This window comes from Mesobacillus sp. LC4 (assembly GCF_053543455.1).
In genome coordinates, this window is sequence record NZ_JBGCUB010000002.1 from 445,803 (window position 1) to 469,362 (window position 23,560).

Annotated in this window: 19 protein-coding genes; 14 read left to right on the top strand and 5 right to left on the bottom strand. The window is 41.5% G+C overall.

Going from position 1 to position 23,560, the window contains the following annotated elements; genetic code table 11:
- Positions 1 to 76 precede the first annotated feature (76 nt).
- A complete protein-coding gene (locus AB5I83_RS08730; RefSeq protein WP_448974556.1) occupies positions 77 to 622 on the top strand; it encodes a hypothetical protein in 546 nt (181 codons plus the stop codon).
- 263 nt (positions 623 to 885) lie between these two features.
- Here AB5I83_RS08730 and AB5I83_RS08735 read toward each other — a convergent pair whose 3' ends face one another.
- Positions 886 to 1,701, bottom strand: coding sequence for a hypothetical protein (locus AB5I83_RS08735; RefSeq protein ID WP_448974558.1), 816 nt, complete (start codon positions 1,699 to 1,701; stop codon positions 886 to 888).
- Positions 1,702 to 1,893: 192 nt separating this feature from the next.
- On the opposite strand from AB5I83_RS08735, the gene AB5I83_RS08740 reads away from it, so the two are divergent.
- Positions 1,894 to 3,114 (top strand): c-type cytochrome, encoded by a 1,221-nt coding sequence (locus tag AB5I83_RS08740; RefSeq protein WP_448974560.1) that lies wholly within the window; start codon positions 1,894 to 1,896, stop codon positions 3,112 to 3,114.
- A gap of 17 nt (positions 3,115 to 3,131) precedes the next feature.
- On the top strand, positions 3,132 to 4,022 hold the full coding sequence (locus AB5I83_RS08745) for a hypothetical protein (RefSeq protein ID WP_448974561.1): 891 nt from the start codon (positions 3,132 to 3,134) through the stop codon (positions 4,020 to 4,022).
- 325 nt (positions 4,023 to 4,347) lie between these two features.
- Here the strand turns inward: AB5I83_RS08745 and AB5I83_RS08750 are convergent, their stop codons facing one another.
- Both AB5I83_RS08750 and AB5I83_RS08755 read right to left on the bottom strand, forming a co-directional pair.
- A complete protein-coding gene (locus tag AB5I83_RS08750; protein WP_448974563.1) occupies positions 4,348 to 5,208 on the bottom strand; it encodes a hypothetical protein in 861 nt (286 codons plus the stop codon).
- Positions 5,209 to 5,217: 9 nt separating this feature from the next.
- Positions 5,218 to 6,267, bottom strand: a complete 1,050-nt coding sequence (locus tag AB5I83_RS08755) for a tetratricopeptide repeat protein (RefSeq protein ID WP_448974564.1) — start codon at positions 6,265 to 6,267, stop codon at positions 5,218 to 5,220.
- 280 nt (positions 6,268 to 6,547) lie between these two features.
- Here AB5I83_RS08755 and AB5I83_RS08760 point away from each other — a divergent pair, with 280 nt between their 5' ends.
- Positions 6,548 to 7,225, top strand: coding sequence for a hypothetical protein (locus tag AB5I83_RS08760; protein WP_448974566.1), 678 nt, complete (start codon positions 6,548 to 6,550; stop codon positions 7,223 to 7,225).
- Positions 7,226 to 7,296: 71 nt separating this feature from the next.
- Positions 7,297 to 8,613 (top strand): PD-(D/E)XK nuclease family protein, encoded by a 1,317-nt coding sequence (locus tag AB5I83_RS08765; protein WP_448974568.1) that lies wholly within the window; start codon positions 7,297 to 7,299, stop codon positions 8,611 to 8,613.
- Between the two features lie 148 nt (positions 8,614 to 8,761).
- On the opposite strand, the gene AB5I83_RS08770 is transcribed toward AB5I83_RS08765, so the two are convergent.
- Entirely contained in the window at positions 8,762 to 9,973 is a 1,212-nt protein-coding gene (locus AB5I83_RS08770) for a M14 family zinc carboxypeptidase (protein ID WP_448974570.1), read from the bottom strand.
- 495 nt (positions 9,974 to 10,468) lie between these two features.
- On the opposite strand from AB5I83_RS08770, the gene AB5I83_RS08775 reads away from it, so the two are divergent.
- The 6 genes from AB5I83_RS08775 (at position 10,469) to AB5I83_RS08800 (ending at position 18,005) form a co-directional block, all read left to right on the top strand.
- Positions 10,469 to 12,130 (top strand): PrpR N-terminal domain-containing protein, encoded by a 1,662-nt coding sequence (locus tag AB5I83_RS08775; RefSeq protein WP_448974572.1) that lies wholly within the window; start codon positions 10,469 to 10,471, stop codon positions 12,128 to 12,130.
- A gap of 174 nt (positions 12,131 to 12,304) precedes the next feature.
- Positions 12,305 to 13,297 (top strand): 2-keto-3-deoxygluconate permease, encoded by a 993-nt coding sequence (locus AB5I83_RS08780; RefSeq protein ID WP_448974574.1) that lies wholly within the window; start codon positions 12,305 to 12,307, stop codon positions 13,295 to 13,297.
- Between the two features lie 12 nt (positions 13,298 to 13,309).
- Positions 13,310 to 14,608 carry a four-carbon acid sugar kinase family protein gene (locus tag AB5I83_RS08785; RefSeq protein ID WP_448974576.1) on the top strand — a complete coding sequence of 433 codons (1,299 nt, stop codon included), beginning with the start codon at positions 13,310 to 13,312 and terminating at the stop codon, positions 14,606 to 14,608.
- The gene (gene pdxA, locus AB5I83_RS08790; protein WP_448974578.1) at positions 14,595 to 15,599 is read left to right on the top strand and encodes a 4-hydroxythreonine-4-phosphate dehydrogenase PdxA; all 1,005 of its coding nucleotides are present in this window, start codon (positions 14,595 to 14,597) and stop codon (positions 15,597 to 15,599) included. Before AB5I83_RS08785 ends, pdxA begins: the two co-directional genes overlap by 14 nt.
- 291 nt (positions 15,600 to 15,890) lie before the next feature.
- Positions 15,891 to 16,880 (top strand): Gfo/Idh/MocA family protein, encoded by a 990-nt coding sequence (locus AB5I83_RS08795; protein ID WP_448974580.1) that lies wholly within the window; start codon positions 15,891 to 15,893, stop codon positions 16,878 to 16,880.
- 141 nt (positions 16,881 to 17,021) lie between these two features.
- Entirely contained in the window at positions 17,022 to 18,005 is a 984-nt protein-coding gene (locus AB5I83_RS08800; RefSeq protein WP_448974582.1) for a glycoside hydrolase family 43 protein, read from the top strand.
- Positions 18,006 to 18,061: 56 nt separating this feature from the next.
- Here the strand turns inward: AB5I83_RS08800 and AB5I83_RS08805 are convergent, their stop codons facing one another.
- Positions 18,062 to 19,216 carry an ROK family transcriptional regulator gene (locus tag AB5I83_RS08805; RefSeq protein WP_226086071.1) on the bottom strand — a complete coding sequence of 385 codons (1,155 nt, stop codon included), beginning with the start codon at positions 19,214 to 19,216 and terminating at the stop codon, positions 18,062 to 18,064.
- A gap of 315 nt (positions 19,217 to 19,531) precedes the next feature.
- On the opposite strand from AB5I83_RS08805, the gene xylA reads away from it, so the two are divergent.
- From xylA to AB5I83_RS08820, 3 genes are all read left to right on the top strand, one after another.
- Positions 19,532 to 20,848 (top strand): xylose isomerase, encoded by a 1,317-nt coding sequence (gene xylA / locus AB5I83_RS08810; protein WP_448974584.1) that lies wholly within the window; start codon positions 19,532 to 19,534, stop codon positions 20,846 to 20,848.
- A gap of 121 nt (positions 20,849 to 20,969) precedes the next feature.
- Positions 20,970 to 22,469, top strand: a complete 1,500-nt coding sequence (gene xylB / locus AB5I83_RS08815) for a xylulokinase (protein ID WP_448974586.1) — start codon at positions 20,970 to 20,972, stop codon at positions 22,467 to 22,469.
- 51 nt (positions 22,470 to 22,520) lie between these two features.
- Complete coding sequence (locus AB5I83_RS08820; protein WP_448974588.1) at positions 22,521 to 23,555, top strand: aldose epimerase family protein; 1,035 nt, start codon at positions 22,521 to 22,523, stop codon at positions 23,553 to 23,555.
- Positions 23,556 to 23,560: the final 5 nt, after the last annotated feature.

Sequence of the window (23,560 nt, forward strand, 5' to 3'; positions counted from 1 at the left end):
AAGAATGTGAGTTAGTTTATTGAATAGTAAGTTAATTTATACTCCATCACACTTAAGGAAAAAGGAGTTTGGGATTATGAAAGGCTCTTTGGAAGTGAAATCTGTTTCTAAGCTTAGTAAAACAGGAGGCATGAAGCACATTGTTTCAATAGCTAACCTGCCGATCAATAAGCTTCAACTAGTGAATGGTAAGTACTCTTATACAATTAATGGCCAAGATGGTAATCATGAAGTGAAAATAAAATTAATTTTTAGTAAAAAAATAGTTGATAAACGAAAAAGCCAAGGGGTTGATATTGGTTATATTGAATTTGCTTCTGATTTTGTCACCATCAACTTAAGCAGGGTGATCTCCCTAAAGCGTATTTATAAATCTGGTAACAGCTATCAAACCAGCTACAGTAATATTAACAGTCAGAACCCTATCATCTATGAGGTTAGTCTTACATACAAGAAGGGTTATTTTGAATCTACAATATCGTCTAAAATTAACAAAACATCAGCCAGCCAGACACAAGCGACAAGGGATCGTACTATTAATCAAACGAAACGCGTGTCTCAAAAGCCCGTGAGTAAAACTAAAACAAAACAGCCGGTATTTTTAAGCTTCCCGACAGAGTGAAGATAGGGAGTTCCTCAAACCCATATGCAGGGGGAAGAGGACTTTCGCCAGATGATCTCCGCCATAGGGATATTTGCCGGGCCGATTCAGACCCTTATAATTATTCTCCTAATTCTGATAGTATACGGCCCAGGAATGAGTTCTTGGGAGGTACCGGGTCGAATATGCATAGATAAGGAGAGTGGCGTGCTTTTTTGCCGTCCAGTAGATATATAGTGACTTGCGATTTAGAATACAGCGTTGTATGCCATTACGAGTTGCCATCAATACTGCAGCACATATAGCTCCTCAAAATAACGTTCTTGAAACTTCTTATTCAGAATCCCTGTGTAATATGCAATGGGATTCTTTACTTTTATCTTCGATTTTAGCTTCCGAACAAGTTGTGTGAAGGAGTCTAATGACAAGGAAAGCAGGAGGTCTGCTTCTTTTTCATAATTGTTACGGTAGGAAGAGATCTTGCTCATCCGCCAGAACTCTTCGATCGCCTTTGCAGTTGGGAAGAAGTATTTTACTAGATTCACGAAAGCACCTGGGATTGAGTCGCTGACAAATAGATGGTCTTCTGGTGCACTTTCGGAAGCCGGCTGGGTTTCGATGTTTTTTTCATTTGCAGCCTTATCTTCACGTTTATTCTTTTCTTTCATGTTAGTTTGAGAAGGAATGATAGTTTTATTTTGGTGGCTCAATTGACCGCCCTCTGGTAGTTCGTTCATCGGGAAACGATTGAAAACATACAGATTGCTGGACTGAGAACCATTTTTACGCGCTGTTTCATAGACGGTGAAAATGCCAATCTTGCTCGCCTTCAGGATCATCCTTTTAAAAGTAGAACGGGAGATTCCCATCTCCCCATATTCCTCATAAATCGCCTTCAAAACAGTGCCGATCTTGGCATTGGCCACCCCAGGCACCTTCGCAGCAAAACGCGCCATCCTCTTCAACCCAATCAATTCTCCCTTACTGAAAAAACGCTTCTTATCCGCCATCCACATCTCAAAATGATTGTTGAACTCCTTCAGAGAACCAAACTGTGAATATCCCTCAAAACTCTCAATCCCCGCCGATTTAATTGACATGCTAATGCACCACCCTTTCACCGTCTATATACAAAGAGATAGAAGAAAAGGACAGGGTGGGGAGGGAGAAATTTTTCGACAGGTGCCTGTCACCACCCGAAATTTGTCGAATGCTATGTTTCTAAAGAACTTTTGTTTGGTGGCCGATATTACGGGTGGGGGATTATTTTTTGAGAGAGGGTTTAGGTCATCATGGGTTTCATCATTGGTTTTTTTAGGGTTTTGAAGGATGTATTTTTATTTATTTTAGGGCTTATGTTCTTGGCTTTGTTTTTCTTTAGGGTGGTTGAGTGGGGGCTGGAGTATAAAGTCGTTCAGCCTAAGGCTGACAAGATGGCTTATGAGCTAACTTCTTTTGCTGAAGCGAATGAGGTGGTTTTTACGGATGATTTGCTTAGCAAGTTCGTCAAGTCATGGAAAAAAAGCGGTTGGATTAAAGATAATGAAGAGATTACCATTCAATATGTTCAATTTGGCAATGATAAGAGGTTTAGAGTTAATGTCACGTTGATTGCAGACTACTGGGATCATAGTGTAAGACCAACAGGAAGCTCTGAAATGCATGGAATCAATTGGGGAGAGCCTCCGAGAGAAACGGTAAGAGGGGAATATCCGCTCTTAGAAGAGGCCAAAGAAGCTGAAAAACAGGTAGCTGAACAAAAGACTGAATCTGAGGAAGCAAATCAGGAGGATGCAAGCGTAATAACTGCAGATGAAAAAACGACTCAGATAGAGAAGATCAGTCACAATAGTATCACTGCATTTATATCGCATTATGTGTCTGCAGGGATTTCGGCTATTGATCAAAACGATTTTTCATTGGTTCAAGATTTGCTTGATCCAGCAGGGAAAGCTTATAAAGAAAGTAAGAATTACATAAAGCATATGAATGAAAAGGGAATGCAGCAAGAATTGTTGGAAATGGACGTTACAAAAATTGTCCCATATAACTCAGACGGATTTAAGGTATTTACTACTGAGGAGTATAGAGTCATAGACAGTAATGAGACAATTAAAATAAAACGTTATCAATCTGAATATTACCTAGTTTTATTGAATGATGGGAAACTTGCTTTGAGAGAGCTGATTGAAACAAATCTCTTATCTAGCGCTGAAGTGGATCGAGCAATTTATAATAATCACGACGGAAACACCGATTTCTACGACATGGAAGAAGAAGACACAGTACATGCAGAACCATACTATATTTATGAACAGGCTTGTGCCTCCTGCCATGGCGGGAATTTTGAAGGTGGGGTAGGACCGGAACTATATTCGATTGGATATCGCATGGACATATATGAAATACAAAATATCATTTTGTATGGACAAGGCAGCATGCCAGTTGGATTGCTAGATGAACGCGAAGCAGAGGCAATGGCTGCGTATTTGCTTGAATTGCAGCAGGAGTGAGGAAGGAGCCTTCATTCTTGGGTAAAAAAATAAAGAAAGGACTAAATCGAATGAGGCTTGTTTCGTGGAATTGCAGATTGAATAGTAAGGATAGACGCGAAAAATTGATTGAGGTTCTTCCGGATCTTGCTGTCATTCAGGAGAGTCTTCATCCAGATTATATTGCCAATGACCTTTCATTTGAAGATGCAATTTGGGTCGGTCAGGACAAGATTAGTGGACTGGGTGTTTCAGTCCTTTCTTTTTCCAAAGACTATCAATTGTCCCTGCTTGTAGATGAAGTGAAATATGAATGGGTTGTGCCGATAAAGGTATCGGGAAAGGAGGATTTCACTTTAATTGCAGTCTGGGCTAAACGAATGCCTGGTGCTTCTTATGGAAAGGTGCTTTATTCTGCTTTGCAGGAGTATGAGAAATACATCCAGGACGGACCCGTTATCATCATCGGTGATTTTAACCTTGATAAAAAAGTACGGTCTAGTTATACAGGCATTGGCTATGAGAAAATCATGGAACTGTTTGAAAACTATGATTTGAAAAGCTGCTATCACACTATTGAAAAAGAGGAATTCAGTACAGAAAGTAAAGCCACCTACTATCATTACGGGAAGTTTGAAAAGCCATTTCATGTTGACTATTGTTTTGGTTCCAAGGAAGTTCTTGAGGGGATGCATAGCTTTACCACTGGCACCGCTGAGGAGTATCTTCCCTATAGTCATCACGTCCCGCTTATTCTTGATTTCAGCCTCCAAATGCCAACAGCTGAAACCGAGAAAACAATCATTACACCAGAAATCCTAAAACAAGAATATCTTCTTTCAATTGACAGCACTTTTGCCACAGTGGAAGAACTTGAGGAAGCTATTAAGTATATAAGAGCACTACGGATCATGGGCGGTATAGAATAGTTTGTGAGGAAGAAGTTATTTCTTCCTCTTTTTAGTGTTCTGAAAAATTCATTGCGGATATTCAAAGTTGTGATTACTTACAAAAAAAGCATATGAACGGTTGCCATGTAAGAGGTACCGACCATATGCAAGAAATGTGATATCTATTTTATCCAGGCTCCAGCTGGAATGTCACTTTAAATACCATAAAATAAAATAATTACCCAGAATAAAAAGTCGCGACACCGAGTGCGATTAAAGCCAATAAAACACCTAGAGATAAATAAAGTGCTACTTTTATATTTCTACTCATAGTATCCCATCTTTCTGTAAGTTCCTACACCTATCAAAATGTTAATAGAATTCCGGTCTTATCATCAGCGATTTTTAATCTTGGATAATTTAAGCATAATAGATCATTCATCTCAAGGTCATTCATTTTCTTTAATAAAGGTTCCAGTCCATTGTCAAATGCAAACCCCGCTGTTTCTTCCCAACTGGAGGAAGGAATTTGAAGGCCATCAGATAATAGCAAGATTTTATGAACCCTGTTCAGTGAAATGATTCCATACTCTATGAACTGGTTTGCATCTTCACTTCCATCAAGAATTCCATAGCCTCCCAATGTATTTAGCTTGGCTCTATTTTCACGTAATAAATCCAGAATTGCTGTTCTTTCTCGGTCGAGTAGTTCTTTTGCTTGTTCAATTGAAACATCGGCTAAATCCGATAGATTCATTTTTAACAATCGCTCGAATTCAGTAATGGCAATGGAATCTAACGGAGAGATATGATCTTTAGTCAAGGATCTAATTGAACCATCTACATATTGAATGAATAGCATACAGTCTCCGGCATGGATGTACTCCATCTTACTCTGATCCATATTTATTTTGACTGCTGCAATCCCACATGAGCTTCGTTGCTCTTTGGGTAGGTGCAATATTGGTTCATTATTCGTAAGCTCGACGGTTCTTTCCCCGAGGAGCCTATTGGCAAATTCTGCTTTTTCAAGCAATGTTCCTTGATTTTGATCATCAAGCAAACCTTCCTTGATTGTACTGGATGCTATTTTGCCTGATAAGCCTCCAAGACCGGTTGCACCGTCAATTACAGCAAAGATATTGTTGTTTGAATCAAGAATAAAATCGTCTTCATTAAATTTATTTATTCCAATTTCATAGACCTTTTCTATTTTTTTATACATAGCTGCCTCCTACAATAAGAAATGCACTCCGAATCCAAGGCCGATTAACAGGGCTCCTAGTAAAAATGCATATAAGATTTTAGTTCTGTTCTTTTTTATATCAGAGAACAACACACTAAATGCCACATAACTAATTGTAAGGCATCCTGATAAAATAAATAGCAGAAAAACTGTGTCCATAACTGATTCTTGTTTCGTAAGATTAAATGATCCTATTGTAAAGGTAATAATTGCAACAAAGAATCCAAGCATCTGAAGATTTTCTGTTTTCGATTTTTCAAGGGATTCTGACATAGCCTCTTTAGAAGCCTGTAAATCTTGTATAGATTCTTCCAATTTTGCGTTTAACTGCTGATTTCGGATGGCAGCCAATTGTGTTTGGTACTCATTGATTCTTAATACATAATCCTTTTTGCTGGAGTCCTCAAGGTCAATTGCCTTTAAAATTGCTTCATTTGCACGTTTATATTGTTTCTTTAAAGACAAGATTCTTCCTTTTGTATAATGAAACTTTGCGTACTTTGGAGATAGACTGATTGCACGGTTGAGCAGTTCCTCTGCTTTTTCTAAAAGGTTTGAGTTGATACCATAGCCTTCTTCTAGAGCAATGACAATAGTCTCTGCATAATTATGTAAAACTCCCTCCTGGCTAGGCAGTCGGATTACAGCTTCTTCTGCATAAAGAATAGCTGACTGATAGCTTTCTTCATTCTTCTTTTCCTTGTACATCATTGAACAAAAATGAGGATAGAGTTCAAAAGTGGAGAACAAATCCCCATAATGATTTATTATTGCCTCATACTTTGAGGTTTCTTTTAATCTTCTAAAGCTTATGCATAGTGCTAAAAAAGCAACAAACCGGATATGCATTTCATTTTCATGAATAATAGGAGATTGACCCTTAACCAAAGAATAAAGCATCTCCTGCTTATCTAGACCATACTCAATACTCCAGTCAGCGATGCTTGTCTCGAATTTTCTCGTTCTTACAGCGGGAAGAGACTCACAAAAATCTATAAAATCCTGATCAACATCTAAATCCAAATCCTTTACCGTCATTTTACACCTTCCAACATAAGATACTTCTAATATACCAAATTAAGGAGAATATTGGGAATCTAGTATTGTAAGCAACCGAGCTAATAGATAAGGCGGTTTGCAATTTTTGGGACATGTTGTGTCCTTAGATACTAAAGTTCAGCAGCCTTTATATGGCTGCTGGACTTTTTGTGTTGTTGGGTCTTTTTTGACAAAGACATGGAAAAAGTTACTAGCTAACCGATATTAATGTAAGTGATTGTTATATTTACTGGAAAAAACTAAGTGAGGAAACTGATCTATGGTCTACCTAGAAATGTGCATCGAACATCTTATTTATGCTAAAGAAGAGCTCGAGAATTCAAGAACGCCGTTTTATCTGGAAAAAGTGAAGGAAGCGCTGACGAGAATCCTCATATTGGAGAATGATATTGATAATTTTCACTCAAATATGCAAAACGTGCCAAATCTATCACTTGTAGATAGAAACCCGCCAAAGGCACAAAAAAAGTTTGCGGATTTTAATTATGTTTCAATGCAGATTGAAGGAGCGTTGATTGAATTAGGTAATCAAGAAGATTGTTGGGAAGAGGAATGGTTTTGGTTAAATGAAGAAACTTTTGAAGTTATTCATATGTTAAGCGATCTTCAAGATGATATAGAGGCAGTCAAGAAGTTAATTGATGTCTTGACATCATTTGATTTCACACCAGACTTGTATGATTTTTTAGTTTATTATAAGCCAAAATTTAAAGAGATTATTGAAAAGTTAAAGCAACTCCAACATCCGGTTGAGAGCTACTTTTATATTGCTGATCCCAGACAAAAAGAGCTGCCCCGGCCAAAAAGAGGTTCGTATCGAAAAGGCAGGCAGAATTTTACAACATTCGCCACTGGTTCAAATGCCATGCTGATACTGCAAGGTACTGGTTTAAAGGCAGATAGGTGGCATTTATCTGATAAGAAAACACGCAAATAGTGATTTATTAACAGTTAAGTCGTCGCCCTTATCTTAATGTGCTAGTTGCATAGACTAAAAGGAGAATCTAAATGATTGAAAAAACATGCCCGCGTTGTGGGTCGAATTTAATAGAAGAAGTTTACGAGAGAGAACACGAAACTGATGACGGCGGCATGCTCATTGATGTTCATCCAATCAATTTGTGTACGGACCAGCATTGTGGCTATATGGAGCGTTATGAACCGTTGCCAGAAATCAAGTACCAGCAGGGTGAAGATCGATTGTTGCTGGTATATCCAGATGAGAAAGGCAGGATTCTTGAGTTGAGGGATATGGTGATCTGGCCGCCGACTCATTACCTTTCCATTCTTGGAAGGGGGGACTGGGAGGAATATCGTGGCAATCATGATGTTGAGGTCTTGCTTGAGAATGCTCGTGACAATGATGCTTATGGTAAAATGCAGCCAAATCTATTTGAGTTTGCCACAAGCGAACTATCACAGGATGCTTTTTTATGCTGGCTGCTGGCATGGAGCCAGGATGATTTTCGTTCTATCAATAAACCGCTGCATCGGGCTGCGCTTGACTTTGTGTCGACGATTTTTAATGTCCATGGAGAGCCGGTGCCATTAATTAAAAAAATCGAAATCGAAAAGCAATACAAAGGACTTGATGTCCTGGCCGTTGTAAATGATCGATATGCGATTTTAATAGAAGACAAGACATTCACAAAGAACCACTCAGACCAGTTAAGGCGCTATTCTGAAGCAGTTTATATTAGGAACCCTGAATGGATTCAACTGCCGATCTATTATAAAACTGCTGATCAAAGTCACTATCAATCCGTTACGGCTGCGCAATATTTTCCTTTCACACGGAAGCGGATGATTCAGATTTTAAGGCGTGGTCGTGAAAATGGCGTAACCCATGATGTATTTCTAGATTATTTATCCCGGCTTGAGTGGTTGAGTGAGCAGTATGAAGCATTCAAGCATGTGCCAGTCAAAGAATGGGATAACTTTGCATGGCAAGGATTTTTTATCGAACTGCAAAAAGTGATTGACGGCAATTGGGGATATGTTTCAAACAGAAAGGGGGGTTTCTGGGGATTTTGGTGGAAGCCGAAACGATTCGGTGACAAAAGCTATTACCTCCAGCTTGAGGAGAACAGACTATGCGTAAAACTTGAAGCAGCTGAAGGAGTTGTTTTACTGGAGAGTGCTCGTACTATCCTGGAATCAGTTTTGGCTGAGTCAGGCCAAAAGGGTCTATCAATGAGTAAACCTAAACAACTGCGCACCGGTAAAACCATGACAATTGCCTACCGTCCTGATATTATTCAGGTTACAGAAACTGGAACTATTGATATGGAGAGTACGATTGAGGAATTGCGGAAGTGGGAATAGTGAAAGAGGAATCTGACATGGCTGGCTATATATAAATCTAAAAATGGAAGAGTCTCCTCAAGAAAGTTTAGGAATCTGAAGGCATTGATTGGCTTTTAGTTTGCATTGAAAAAGCGGAGGCTTCGGCCCTCCGCTTTTTTTCATACTCTTATAAACTTGGTGAATAAGCAGTTTGCGGAATGTTATCATATTCATCCGCGTCCAGCGTCTCTACTGATCCATCCACAACACCGTTAAGGATTCCATATAGTCCGGTTTCTACTGCTTTGACCAGCTGGCCTTTTTTCTTTTGTCCCAACGAGTGTGATTGGCCTCTTACTTCGAAAAGGACTGTGCCGCTTCCGTTTAGTGCGAAGCTTCCAAGCGCTGTTCCAGGAAGGTCCAGGTTTTGCTGATAAAGAGTGATATTGTTGAATGGTGAGTTTTCACCGAGAGACTGAAGTGCATTGTATGCAGCAAGATTCAATTGCTTGGAATACTGGAAATTATAGTTGTCCTTATACTCAGCATATTTGGCGCCTGCTGCTGTATTCGGATCTGGAACGAAGTCTGCTGATAGGGACATTGTGACAAGGTCGTCTGTGCCTTCAACATAATATTGGCCCTGGTGGTGAAGGTCGATGAAGACATCTACTTTGCCGAACTCGGCTTGAAGCTTTTTATACACATCGCGCACGGTTTGTGATTCTGGCGTGATGTACCAGCCAGCTTTACTTGAGGTGCCAGGGAAATCTTCTGCTTTTGGAACATAATTAAGGTCCGGATTGAAGTCACGGTTCACATCAAATCCAGGTCTGCCGTTGTAGTCTCTGTCCTGGATAATGCGGTTGTTATAGTAATTCCAGGCAGGCTTAGCTGCATCTGCAAGCTGAGGGAAATCCTCGACGACCTCTTCCCATGACATATCATTGCCGCGGCGGTCAAGCTCTGATGCATCAGGATTCATTTTTGGCAAAGTGACGAGAGTGATTTCATCGCGGATCTTTTGTGCTTCAGGTGAATTGCTGGATCCCAGGAATTGGAGCATGCTGAGCAGGGCTTCGGTTCCTGTGTTCTCATTTCCATGGATTTCACTTTCGATTAAGACGACTTTATCTCCAGTGCCTACTCTCGCCTGGTAAATATCCCTTCCCTGGTTAGATTGGCCGACAACCTCCAAAGCAACTTTCCCCTGGCTATTCGCTTTGATTTGCTGCAGTCGTTTGACCATTTCCGCATAATCAGTATATCCATTGACTGAATAAACCTGGTTTTCATTGTAGAGTTTCCCGTTTGGCGAGTTTGTTGCCAGTGTTGGCGAGGCAAGGGCAGTACATAATGCCAATACACTTAGTCCGGTGATTACTTTGTTTTTCTTCATCGACGATCACTCCTTAAACTAGTAAAAGTAATTTCCTAGCTATTTTAATAAGGATAATAGGGAAATGTTGCTGCAATTTGTCGAATATTTCGGTTATCGAAATAAATGAGAGGATGGGACTAGAATGCCTTGGTAGATTGGTAGTTTTGATTTAGAAATAGAAGAGTAGGAGGGTCTATCTAATTTCCTGAATTTTTGTATTGGAGCAACAAATTGAAAAGTAAAGCTACCTTCACTACACTGATTCCCCTGGAGCGATGATGTGGTGAGATGAGATGTTTTGCGCTCCTATATAATTTAATTCTGCATTTTAAAAGTAGTTCTTTAATGAGAGTTCTCCATGAGTGTCTCTTGATTATGGACCCTTATGGTTAGGCTTGATGGCTTTGCTGTGGGACGACACTAAGTTTCGGATTGGGGGACTACCTCTTTGTCGTTGCGCTTTTCTTACAGGTATGCTATTTATGAAGGTAAGGAAAGAACGGGTGATTATATATGATTAAGGTGTTGTTTATTGCGCCATATCCTGCGATGGCTGTATTGATAGATGAATGTAAAGCAGAGGCGGAAGATTTGGATGTTACTGTAAAGGTCGGCAACTTGGGCTCTGCAGTCCCGTTGGCTAAACGGGCGGAACAGGACGGTTTTGATGTAATCATAAGTCGCGGCGGAACGGCTAAGTCGATTGAAGAAGTGACCAATTTGCCGGTTATTGATATCCATGTTTCTGGTTATGATATGCTGCGTGTACTAACGCTCGCGAATGAGTTTCCCGGCAAGAAGGCGATCGTTGGTTTTTCGAATATCACATTAGGAGCAGAAACGATCACTGATATATTGGAGTTTCCAATTGAAGTCTTTACAGTTGAGAGAGCTGAAGAAGTCGGACCGCTTATAAAGGACCTCAAGGATCAAGGATACAGCGTTATTATGGGTGATGTCGTTACTGTCCATAATGCTGATCGGTACGGAATGGAAGGAATCTTGATTCAGTCAGGTCGAGAGGCGATTTTTGATGCATTCCAGCGAACCAGAACGATCTATTCCTTTTACCAGAAGAAACAGACAGAAATCGATTTGATGAAGGCCATGCTGGAATCAGCAGCAAATGACTTTATCGTCCTTGATCATGATGGTGAAATTGCTTACGAACAATGGAAATCAATCTCACCATCTTTAATAGATGTATCTGAACTATCCAAAGACGGAGTGTTAAATTCACAGGCGGTTATCAAGGTTGGCGATGAAGTATACAAAGTGAAGCCATCTGTGCTGACAAATGGGAGCAGGAAATACTATTTATATTCTTTTTCAAAGCTTGGACAATCCATTGATGAATCATTGATAAAAGTTGAGCATGTATCCCAGCTTCCTTTAATCATTCAGGAAAGCGAGCAAATGAGGAATTGTATTTCCTCGATAGGAGCAAATATTAAAAAGTCCAAATGGGCGTTGATTGGTGAAAATGGTACTGGAAAGGGTTTGATTGCAAGGTACATCCATTATTTGAAGCTTGAGGGTGATGGACTTTTTGCAGTCGCGATGGCCAGGGACTTTCTAGGGAATTCAGAAGTTGATAAGGACATCAAGACGATTTACCTTCAGGGTATCGATACTTTGGACTTTCATGAACAACAGAGACTAGAGCAGGTGGCTGATTATTGTTGCAGCATCGGAATCAACATTATATATTCGGTTCTTACGGAAAATGAAGGGTTGTTTGATTCAGATGTAGCACGAATCTATTTGCCGTCTTTACGTAATCGCAATGGTGACATAAGGGCGCTGGCAGCTTATTTCATAGCCGATTCGAATCAGAGCTTTGGTACTTCGCCGATAAAGATTAAAGAGGAAGCTCTCGACCTTTTGGAAAATTACCATTGGCCGGGCAATGTAGCAGAGTTAAAAGCTGTTCTGCATGACGCAGCTGCTGCGGAAAAGGGATATGTTTTAAGTACAGAAGTGATGGGCCCTTTGCTGGAATCCAAAGTTTCAAGTGGGTTTTCAATTCAGGATGATTTTTTACAGGGAACTTTAGAAGAAATCGAGAAGAGGATCATCCTTGCTGTGATGGAACAAGAGGATGGGAATCAGACAAGAGTCGCAAATAGGCTGAATATCAATCGTTCCACATTATGGAGAAAGCTGAAGAATTAGTTCTTCAGCTTTTTAAGTTGTTTAAAAATGCAACAATTAGTTAGGTGGGATTATTTAATGTGAATAATTTGTGAAAAAACTATTGCAAAAATAAAACGTTTTCATTAAAATGAAACATGTAAGCGATTACTAAATCGTTTAAATTTGAAACAATATAAAAGGGGATGCTAGAATATGAGAATAAAGGCAGGTTTAGAAAGAATTCCTGGTGGAATGATGGTTGTTCCGTTGCTTATTGCAGCAACATTGAACACATTTGCACCAAACTTGCTTCGTATTGGTAACTTTACAGAGGCACTGTTTGTAAATGGCGCAGGTACTTTGATTGCACTTTTCCTATTGGCGACTGGTGCGCAAATAAATGTAAAATCATTCGGTGTTTCGGTTGGTAAAGGCGCGACATTGCTTGGAATCAAATGGATTGTCGGTGCCGCAGTTGGACTTATTGCATACTTATTCGCTGGTGATAACGGATTATGGTTGGGGCTTGCTCCAATTGCGATCATCGCTGCAATGACAAACAGCAATGGCGGTTTGTTCGTTGCTCTTGTAGGTCAATACGGAAGTAAAGAAGACCGTGCTTCTTACTCATTACTTGCTTTGAATGATGGGCCATTCCTAACAATGGTGGCACTATCAATCTTCGGTGCAATGGGCTTTGTTGACGGAATGTTCTCCATCCAGTCATTCATCGCTGTATTGCTGCCAATCCTTGTTGGTATGGTTTTAGGTAATCTAGATGAAGACATGCGTGAATTCCTTGATAACGGAAGTTCCATGCTGATTCCATTCTTCGCTTTCGCGCTTGGTATGGGAATTGATTTCGGAGCGATCGTTGCAGGTGGATTAACAGGAGTTCTATTAGGGATAATGACGGTTCTATTCACAGGTACAGCAGGTTATTTTGTTTTCAAAGCGTTCAAATGGAATCCAATTGTCGGAGCTGCAGAAGGCTCGACAGCTGGTAATGCAGTTGCGACGCCTGCCGCGATTGCTGCGGCAAACGCTAGCTTCTCTCAATATGCTGAACTGGCGACTGTCCAGGTAGCTGCATCGACTGTTACAACAGCAATTCTACTGCCGTTGTTCATCGCTTTCCTTGTTAAACGACTTGAGAAAAAGGGGTACGCGTTCAAGCAAGGAAATGTCATAAAAGTGGATAGTTAAGGGTGTGTTCATATGGGTGAAAAAATCGGAATCATCGCAGACGACTTAACAGGTGCCAATGATTCAGGTGTTCAATTGGCGAAAAGAGGATTTTCTTCAACCGTAGTGTTCAATCTAGAAGGTATTAAAGAAGCAGGCTCAACCCCTGATGTTCTGGTTGTCGATACTGACAGCCGGGCAGTTCCTGGGGAGAAAGCACATGAAGCAGTGGTTAAAGCTGCTTCTCTTCTTTTTCAGCATGGGTATTCACATGTATACAAGAAAATTGATTCTACCTTACGGGGAAATGGTGCGGTTGAAATTGCTGCCGCCGCCAGCGTTTTTAAGCCTGAAGCAGTTGTAATCGTGCCAGCTTTTCCAAAGGTGAACAGGACAACTGTAAAAGGACTTCATTATGTAAATGGCACACTGATTACGGAAACGGAGTTTGGGCGCGATCCGAAGACTCCAGTTACAGAAGGGTTTATCCCTGATTTGCTGAAGAAATCTGTGGATGAAGATATTGCTTTGATTGATCTTGATCTGATTCGAGGATCCGAGGATCAGTTAGCATCATTCGTTGAGAAAACAATAGACGGCGGGCAATCCTGGTTTGTTTGTGACAGCGAGACAGAAGAGGACCTAATGGCAATCGCAGCATTTTTTGCGAAGCTTGGCAAAAAAATCGTTTGGGCAGGCTCTGGCGGTTTAATTGAGTATCTTCCCGCTGAATTGGAGATTTTTCCACAGTCAGGCCAAGATATGAAGAAAACTGCCATCGACCGGACTCTTACCGTATCCGGGAGTCTTTCTCAAGTGACGAAAAAGCAGCTTGAAAGCCTAAAAGGAATAAAAGAAGTCGAGTTTATAGAAATAAATCCAGTTCAATTGGTTGAAGATACACTTGAGACAAGTAGCTTGGCAGTAAACAGGAAAGCCAATCATTATGTCCTTTATGTTGATTCTTCCGAAGCAAACAGAGTGGCTGCGCGTGAAGCGGGTGACAGATTAGGCTATAACAGCAACCAGGTGAGTGAGGCAATTGCTTTCGGACTGGCGAAGGCTGCAAAAGTTTTCCTTGAACAGGTCCAGGATATCGGCGGACTTGTTTTAACAGGTGGTGACACTGCAAAAGCCGTTTGCGGTGAATTAGGTGTGAATGAAATGGAACTCCACTCTGAGGTCGAATCCGGACTGCCGTTTGGCATGATCAGGAGCGGGGAAAAGAACTTCTGGGCAATTACAAAGGCCGGTGGTTTCGGGAACGAAGGCTCGCTTGTAAAAGCGGTGGAATACATGACAGGAAAGGTTGGGCAATATGAAACAAACTAAACCAGTGGTCGGAATAACTATGGGTGACGCAGCAGGTGTCGGCCCGGAAATCATTTTAAAGACGCTTGCAAATGAAGAAATCTATAAAATCAGCAATCCTTTTGTCATCGGTGACAGCAAGATTCTTGAACGGGCTAAAAGCTTTGTCGGCAGTGAGTTGGAGATTCAATCTGTTACTGCTGAAGGGTTAGAGGAGATTGAATATAAGCTTGGCACTGTTCATTGTCTAGACTTGAATCTTCTGCCTGCTGACCTGCCAGTAGGTGAAGTCTCTCCCGATGCTGGACATGCAGCTTTTGAATACTTGCGTACAGCAATCGAGCTTGCGAATGAACAGAAGATTGATGCGATCTGTACGGCTCCTTTGAATAAAGAAGCACTGCAAAAAGGTGGGCATAAATATCCTGGTCATACAGAGATTTTAGCAGACTTGACTGGCACTCAGGATTATTCCATGATGCTTTCTGCGCCGAATTTACGTGTTATCCATGTTACGACGCATGTAGGAATCATCGATGCTGTTAAAATGATTAATCCAGAGCGCGTATACCATGTCATCAAGCTTGCACATGATACATTGCGCAAAGCAGGAATTGAAGCTCCGAAAATCGCTGTTTGCGGCATCAATCCGCACGCTGGTGAGAATGGCTTATTTGGTTACGGTGAAGAAGATGAAAAGGTCGTTCCGGGTGTAGAAAAAGCTCAGGGAGAAGGAATCGATGCAGTAGGTCCGCTTCCTGCTGATACTTTATTCTTCCGTGCGGTTCGTGGAGACTTTGATATTGTCGTTGCCATGTACCATGACCAGGGACACGGTCCGGTAAAAGTGCTAGGACTGGACGCTGGTGTCAACATTACTGTCGGACTGCCGATCATTCGTACTAGCGTTGATCATGGCACAGCTTTTGACATCGCTGGAAAAGGCATTGCTGACGAAAAGAGCTTGATTGAAGCAATGAGACAGGCTGTTGAACTTGCGCCGATACGGTAAAAGTACTTTCTATTAAAGGTATTTCCTTCAGGGGAAATACCTTTTTTAGTAGGGTATAAAAGGAGATTTTCCGTTGGTAAAAGTGATTTCATAGAATCTTAGTCAATCGAATAGACAAACGGAAGTGCCGATTGCTAAGATTAAGGTGAATTAAGATAGATCTAGAGTATTGCTTTTATAATGGTTTGGATTAGAGGTGTTTGCCATTGAAGTGGCTGCACTTTGTTTATTGCTATCATCCTTTATAGCTTTAAAGAAATTCTCAAGACTGTACTTCGGGAGGAACGCTTCATGAAAAAAATAAATTGGGGAATTTTAAGTACCGCAAACATTGCGCAGACACAAGTCATTCCTGCCATTCAAAGATCGACTTTAGCAGAGGTTGAGGCGATTGCCAGCTCTAGCGGTAAAGCGGCAGAGGTGGCTGCGAAGCTGAATATTCCTAGAGTATATGATACTTACGAAGAGCTACTGCAAGACCCGGAAATCGATGCGGTCTATATTCCTTTGCCTAACAGTCTCCATCGCAAATGGGTTCTCGAAGCAGCCAAACACGGGAAGCACATTCTGTGTGAAAAGCCTGCGGCGTTAACAGCACAGGAAATGATTGAGATGAACAGGTACTGCAAGGAGCAGCATGTCTTATTCATGGAGGCCTTTATGTACCAATTCCATCCTCAGCATAAGCTTGTTAAGGAAATCATCTCGTCTGGAGAAATCGGCGAGGTAAAGCTGATGCGAAGCAGCTTCTCCTATTACATGGAGGACCGTGAGACGAACATCCGCATGGATAAAAGCCTTGGCGGAGGCAGTATTTATGATGTTGGCAGCTATTGCATCCATAGCATGCGGAATATCTTAGGAGCTGAACCGGTGAAAGTCAAAGCACATGGAAAACTCGATCCAGAGACGGACGTAGATGTTTCGGCTGTGGCCTATTTGGAATTCGAACGGGGCATTCAGGGTGTTTTTGATTGCAGCTTCGAAGCATCCTTCAGACAGGAATATGAGATAGTGGGAACTAGAGGGAGGATTCAGGTACCCAGAGCTTTCCGTCCGGACGTGTCCGGTGGCGTTGGACTGGTCACGGTTGAGACTAATGGCCAGCAAAGAACTGAGAAGGTGGAAGGGGATATCTATTTACTTCAAGTAGACCATCTTTCCGAAGCAATCCTCGAAAAGAAATCCCTGATTTATCCGGCGGAAAAGACAATCGCGAATATGCATGTCATAGATGCCTGCTATGCCTCTTTAGAAAAGAAAGAAGAAGTTACAATTTAAGCAATTAAAACGAGAGCGTTACTTGGGACAAGTGACCGTCCTTTTGACGTCACAAGAAAAGTTAGTTTAATCGGTATACAAAGTAGATAGACTTCGTTTATAATTTGAATAGATCTTAATATGAACTTGGAGGTTATCAGTGTGAAAAATTCTAAGCAGAATGAACCTTTGGTTACGCATATTTTTACGGCAGATCCTTCCGCGCATGTTTTTGAAGGGAAGCTTTATATTTATCCTTCACATGATCTTGATCATGATGAGCCTTCGAATGATAATGGGGACCAGTATAAAATGGAGGATTATCATGTCCTTTCGATGGAAGATGCTGATGCTCCATGTATTGACCATGGGGAAGTGCTTCATCTGAAAGATATCCCTTGGGCAAGCAAGCAGCTGTGGGCTCCAGATGCTGCTTATAAAAACAATACCTATTATTTATTTTTCCCTGCACGGGACCATGATGGAATCTTTAGAATTGGCGTGGCGACGAGCGAAAGTCCTGCAGGGCCGTTCAAACCTGAGCCTAATTATATTCCTGGGAGCTTCAGCATAGATCCAGCGGTGTTTGTGGATGAGGACGACAGAGCTTATGTTTATTTTGGCGGACTTTGGGGAGGACAGCTTGAAAAGTGGCAGACAGGGGAGTTCATTCCAGATGCTGAAGGCCCGGCAGCGACTGCACCTGCTTTAGGACCAATCGTTGCTGAACTAACCGATGATATGCTGAACTTCAAAGGGGAACCTCAGGAAATCTCCATTGTCGATGAAGATGGCAATCCGATCCTAGCTGGTGATGAGGACCGCAGATATTTTGAGGGGCCATGGGTCCATAAGTACAATGGTCTTTACTACCTTTCTTATTCAACCGGCACGACTCATAAAATTGTATATGCTGTCAGTGAAAATCCACAGGGGCCATTTGTATATAAAGGGACGATCCTTACACCTGTCAGTGGCTGGACAACCCACCATTCGATTGTTGAATTCAAAGATAAGTGGTATTTGTTCTATCATGACTGCTCGATGTCTGGCGGCGTGAACCATAAACGTTCTGTGAAGTTCACTGAGCTAAAATATAATGAAGATGGAACGATTCAAACGATCGATCCTTATGGTGATAAATAAATTTCAACAAAGTTAAACCCGATTCAAAGACTGAATCGGGTTTTTGCTTTTTAAAATTATGCTTCTCCAGCTTTTATAAAATGGTCAACGACAAAAGCCGAGACACCTAAAGCAGTTGAATACTTCCCAAGCTTTGAAAACTCCAGCTTCATCTCCTTTTGGTGGTATACAAGTGTATGATTTTCAATCGTCGAAAGGATTGGCTCCTCGATCCATTCTCTTATCGATGCTAAACGGTTTCCGATAATCACCTGGTCAGGATTGAAGGTATTGATGATGTTATTGATCCCAAATCCTAAATATTGCCCAATCTTTTCAAAAAGCTCGATTGCTGTTTTTTCTCCGTTTTTAGCCTGCTCAATCAAGGACTCCAATGAGTCAATATTTTCTCCGGCCATCTCCAGAAGGGCGTTTTCAGAGGCATAGGCTTCCCAGCACCCTCTGCTGCCGCAGTTACAGCGTTTTCCGTTCAATTCAATAATCATATGGCCCATTTCGCCTGAAAATCCGCTTTTCCCCTGATACAGTTCTTTGTTTAAAATAATCCCTACACCGATCCCGATTCCTGCACTGACATAAAGGATATTTTCATAATCCTGGCCTGCCCCAAACTGCTGCTCGCCGACAGCGCCGGCATTTGCTTCATTTTCGATGATGATTGGCACGTTAAAAGTTTTTTCCAGGTCCTCTTTTAATTGAATGTTAGTCCAGCCTAGATTTGGAGCAAGCAGGACGGATCCTTCTTTGTTCACAATTCCAGGGACACCTACTCCTATTCCGACAATGCCATACCTGCTGTTAGGCATCTCATCCATCAATGATTGGATCATCGTTTGGACAGTACTGATTATGGAAGAATAGGAGGTCCGGTTCACATTTTGGCTTTTTTCTACAATAATCTTCCCTTTTAAATCCGTTAACACTGCCAGGACATAGTTGACACCGATATCAACACCGATCGCATAGCCAGTATTCCTGTTGAAATGAAGGATGACCGGTCGCCGGCCGCCGCTTGAGATCCCGGGACCAGATTCGTAAATCAGTTCATCCTCTAGTAATTCTGTGACTAAAGAAGAAACGGTCGTCTTATTCAAGCCTGTTACATTGGCAATGTCTGCTCTGGAAATCGTCTCTTTTTCGATGATCAAGCTCAGGACAAGTGCTTTATTATTTTTCTTTACAACATGCTGATTCCACGTTAAGGTTCCCACTTATTTATAGCTCCTTATTCAATAGTAATTTTATTTTATCATAATCTTAGTTTGCCAAACATACAAACTTCGGAAGATAAGGTAAAAACCGTAGCAGGTAAAACAGAAGTTTAAGTAAGTGATTTGGGTTCCTACAGGAATCATCTCTATAATAACTTAAAGTTTTCTTAAAATTATCTTAGTTTATCAGATAGACAAACTAAGTATGTGGTGCTATAATTTGATTTGTAACAGAATAAAGGATATTTTATAAAACATATTTTTGTAAGCATTTACATGAATGATACTTAAACAAAAACAGGGAGGAATTAAGGCATGGCTTATTTTGAATCAGTGAACAAAATCCAATTTGAAGGTCCACGCTCCAACAATCCTTTTGCATTTAAATATTATAATCCTGAAGAAAAAATCAATGGAAAAACAATGGAGGAAATTCTTCGTTTCTCGGTAGCATACTGGCATACTTTTACGGCTGATGGTTCTGATCCATTCGGTGTTGGTACGGCTATCCGTTCATGGGACCGTTTCCAGGGCATGGATCTGGCAAAAGCACGTGTTGAGGCTGCATTTGAACTTTTTGAAAAATTGAATGTACCTTTCTTTGCTTTTCACGATGTGGACATCGCGCCTGAAGGCAGCACTTTAAAAGAAACAAATGAAAACCAGGACGCGATTGTTTCCATGATTAAAGATTACATGAAGACAAGCAAGACGAAATTACTCTGGAACACGGCAAATATGTTCACGAATCCAAGATATACTCATGGTGCCGCGACTTCTCCAAATGCTGATGTTTTTGCATACTCTGCAGCAAAGGTGAAAAAAGGCCTTGAAGTAGCGAAAGAACTTGGAGCAGAAAACTATGTATTCTGGGGTGGCCGTGAAGGCTATGAAACACTTCTGAATACGGACATGAAGCTTGAGCAGGACAACCTGGCGCGTTTCTTCCATATGGCAGTTGATTATGCGAAAGAAATCGGCCTGAATGTACCATTCCTGATTGAGCCAAAACCAAAAGAGCCTACTAAACACCAATACGACTTTGATGTTGCTACTGGTCTGGGATTCTTGCAGAAATACGATCTGACAGACTACTTCAAGTTCAATATTGAAGCGAACCACGCAACACTTGCCGGCCACACTTTTGAGCACGAACTAAGAACGGCACGCATTAACGGAATGCTTGGTTCAGTAGATGCAAACCAGGGTGATACATTGCTTGGCTGGGATACAGATGAATTCCCAACAGATTTGTATACTAATACTCTAGCAATGTATGAAATTCTGAAAAATGGCGGCTTGGGAAGCGGCGGCTTGAACTTCGATGCTAAAGTAAGAAGAGGTTCTTTCGAGCCGGAAGATCTTTTCCACGCACATATTGCGGGTATGGATGCATTTGCAATCGGCCTGAAAGTTGCAAATAAATTAATTGAAGATAAAGTGCTTGATAGCTTCGTAGAAGAACGCTACAGCAGCTATACAACTGGCATTGGCCTAAAAATCGCAGAAGGCAAGACAAACTTCCGCGAACTTGAAGAATACGCTCTTCAGTTAACTGAGATTAAGAACCAGTCTGGCAGAACTGAACGCTTAAAAGGTGTAATCAATCAATACCTTCTGGAAACACTTTAATTCGTAAAAGTATAATTAAAACATAAGCATTGGGGTTGTCTAAAAAGAGATGTGGTAAGTCCTCGCAGTGAGGACCAGCCCTGTTAGACAGCCCCATTTCTATAGAATAGGAGGATCTCGGGTGAAATACGTCATCGGTGTGGATCTTGGCACAAGTGCCGTTAAAATACTGCTGGTCAATCAAAATGGAGAAGTGTGTAAGGAAGTTTCTAAATCTTATCCGCTTATCATTGAGAAGTCAGGTTACAGTGAGCAGAACCCTGAAGAATGGGTTGAAAAAACTACTGAGGGCCTTGCTGAACTTTTAGAGCAATTTGATGGAGATGTCAATGAAATTGAAGGCCTCAGTTTTTCCGGGCAAATGCACGGGCTTGTCTTATTGGACGAAAACCATCAGGTATTAAGGAATGCGATTTTATGGAATGATACAAGAACAACGAAGCAATGTGAAGAGATTTACAGTGTTGTTGGCAAGGAGAGGCTATTAGAGGTAACGAAGAATCCTGCATTGGAAGGATTCACTTTGCCAAAGATCCTCTGGGTAAAAGAAAACGAGCCGCAGTTATTTGAACGTGCCCGCACTTTTTTGCTGCCTAAGGATTATTTGCGTTATCGTATTACCGGGGAAGTTCAGATGGAATACTCGGATGCTGCCGGGACTTTGTTGTTGAACGTTGCTGAGCGCCAATGGAGCCAGGAAATTTTAAAGGCATTTGATCTGTCTCTTGAGTTTTGTCCGCCATTGGTGGAATCCCATGATTTCGTTGGTACCATTGCGGCTGGGTTTGCTGAGGCAACTAGGTTGACGGAAGGAACAAAAGTGTTTGCTGGCGGAGCAGATAATGCATGCGGTGCGATCGGCTCCGGGATTTTAACGGAAGGAAAAAGCTTATGCAGCATCGGCACCTCTGGTGTTGTGCTATCTTATGAAGAAAGAAATGACCTCGACTTTGCAGGAAAGGTTCATTATTTTAACCATGGGGAAGAGAATGCTTACTACACAATGGGTGTGACGCTGGCAGCAGGTTACAGCTTAAGCTGGTTCAAAGATACCTTTGCAAAACAGGAAGCTTTTGACCAGTTTTTAGCGGGAGTGGACGAGGTATCAGCGGGCAGCGATGGGCTGTTATTTACTCCTTATATCGTCGGTGAAAGAACGCCGCATGCAGACTCTGCAATCCGAGGAAGCTTTATTGGAATCGATGCTTCACATGAAAGGAAGCACTTTGCACGAGCGGTGCTTGAGGGAATCACATTCTCCCTGAATGAGTCGATTGAGATTTTCAGAAGCAGTGGAAAGACGATTGATTCCATCATCACCATCGGCGGCGGAGCCAAAAACGAAACATGGCTGCAAATGCAGGCAGATATTTTCAATGCGAAAATCGAAAAGCTGGCAAGTGAACAGGGACCTGGAATGGGAGCGGCAATGCTCGCTGCATACGGCTGCGGCTGGTTTTCATCACTGAAGGATTGCGCAAAGGCATTCATCCAAGTCTCTAAAACCTATGAGCCTATTCCGGAAAATGTTGAACAATATAAGAAGCTCTTTTCAATCTATCAGGATGTATACACACAGACAAAGACGCTTAATGACCAGTTAAGAGAATTCAGGAAATAACCTTCCCCACTTTATGTGGGGCTTTCTTTTAAAAAAGAGAGGAGGATCTGCATGGAAGTATTGAAAGAGAAATTCGGCCAGATTGGCAGCCAGTGTGTGCATTCCTTTACTTTGAGAAATGAGCTTGGCATGGAAGTGACGGCGATTAATTATGGCTGTACCATCACAAAAATAAATGTTCCCGATCGAGATGGGGAATTTGAAAATATTGTTCTTGGCCATGACACACTTGATGAATATCTGAACGACCCGTACTTCCTCGGTGCTGTTGTCGGGAGGGTGGCAGGACGCCTCAAAGGCGGCAGTTTTGAACTGGATGGTAAGCATTTCACACTGGCTCAAAATGATAACAGCAACCATCTCCATGGCGGATTGAAGGGCTTCGACAAGGTGGTATGGGATGCGATGGTCATTGACGACGGTGTTCTGTTTTCCTATTTGAGCAAGGATGGCGAGGAAGGCTATCCGGGAAATCTGTACATAGAGGTAACTTACAGGCTGAATAACGAAAATGAATTATCAATTCAATACCGGGCGCAGACGGACCAAAAGACGCTGCTTACTGTTACCAATCACTCTTATTTCAATTTGAGCGGCAATCTGAAACGGGATGTTTTAAATCATTCCTTACAGCTGAAAAGTTCGCGTTTTCTTGAGCTGGATGAGGAATTCCTGCCGACTGGCAGTATCTTGGATGTCAAACATACACCATTTGATTTTACAAAAGGTGGTATGGTAAAAACGGGAGCTGAATCGAATCACCACCAAAATGTTCTCGTGGGACATGGATATGACCATCCATTTCTATTAGATGAAAGTCATGATGACGAGATTGTTCTGAAGGATTCTGAAAGCGGACGTATCCTTACGGTCGAAACAGATGAACCTGCTGTTGTCGTGTACTCGGGGAATTCGCTAAAAGAGGAAGGGAACTTCAGAGGCGTTTCTTCCAGAAAGTATTTGGGAATTTGTCTCGAAACACAAAACTATCCTGATAGCATTCATCACCCTCATTTTCCATCGATCGTTCTGGACAAAGGGGAGATGTACGCGTCTATCACAAAGTATAAATTTGGATTGGAATAAGGAGA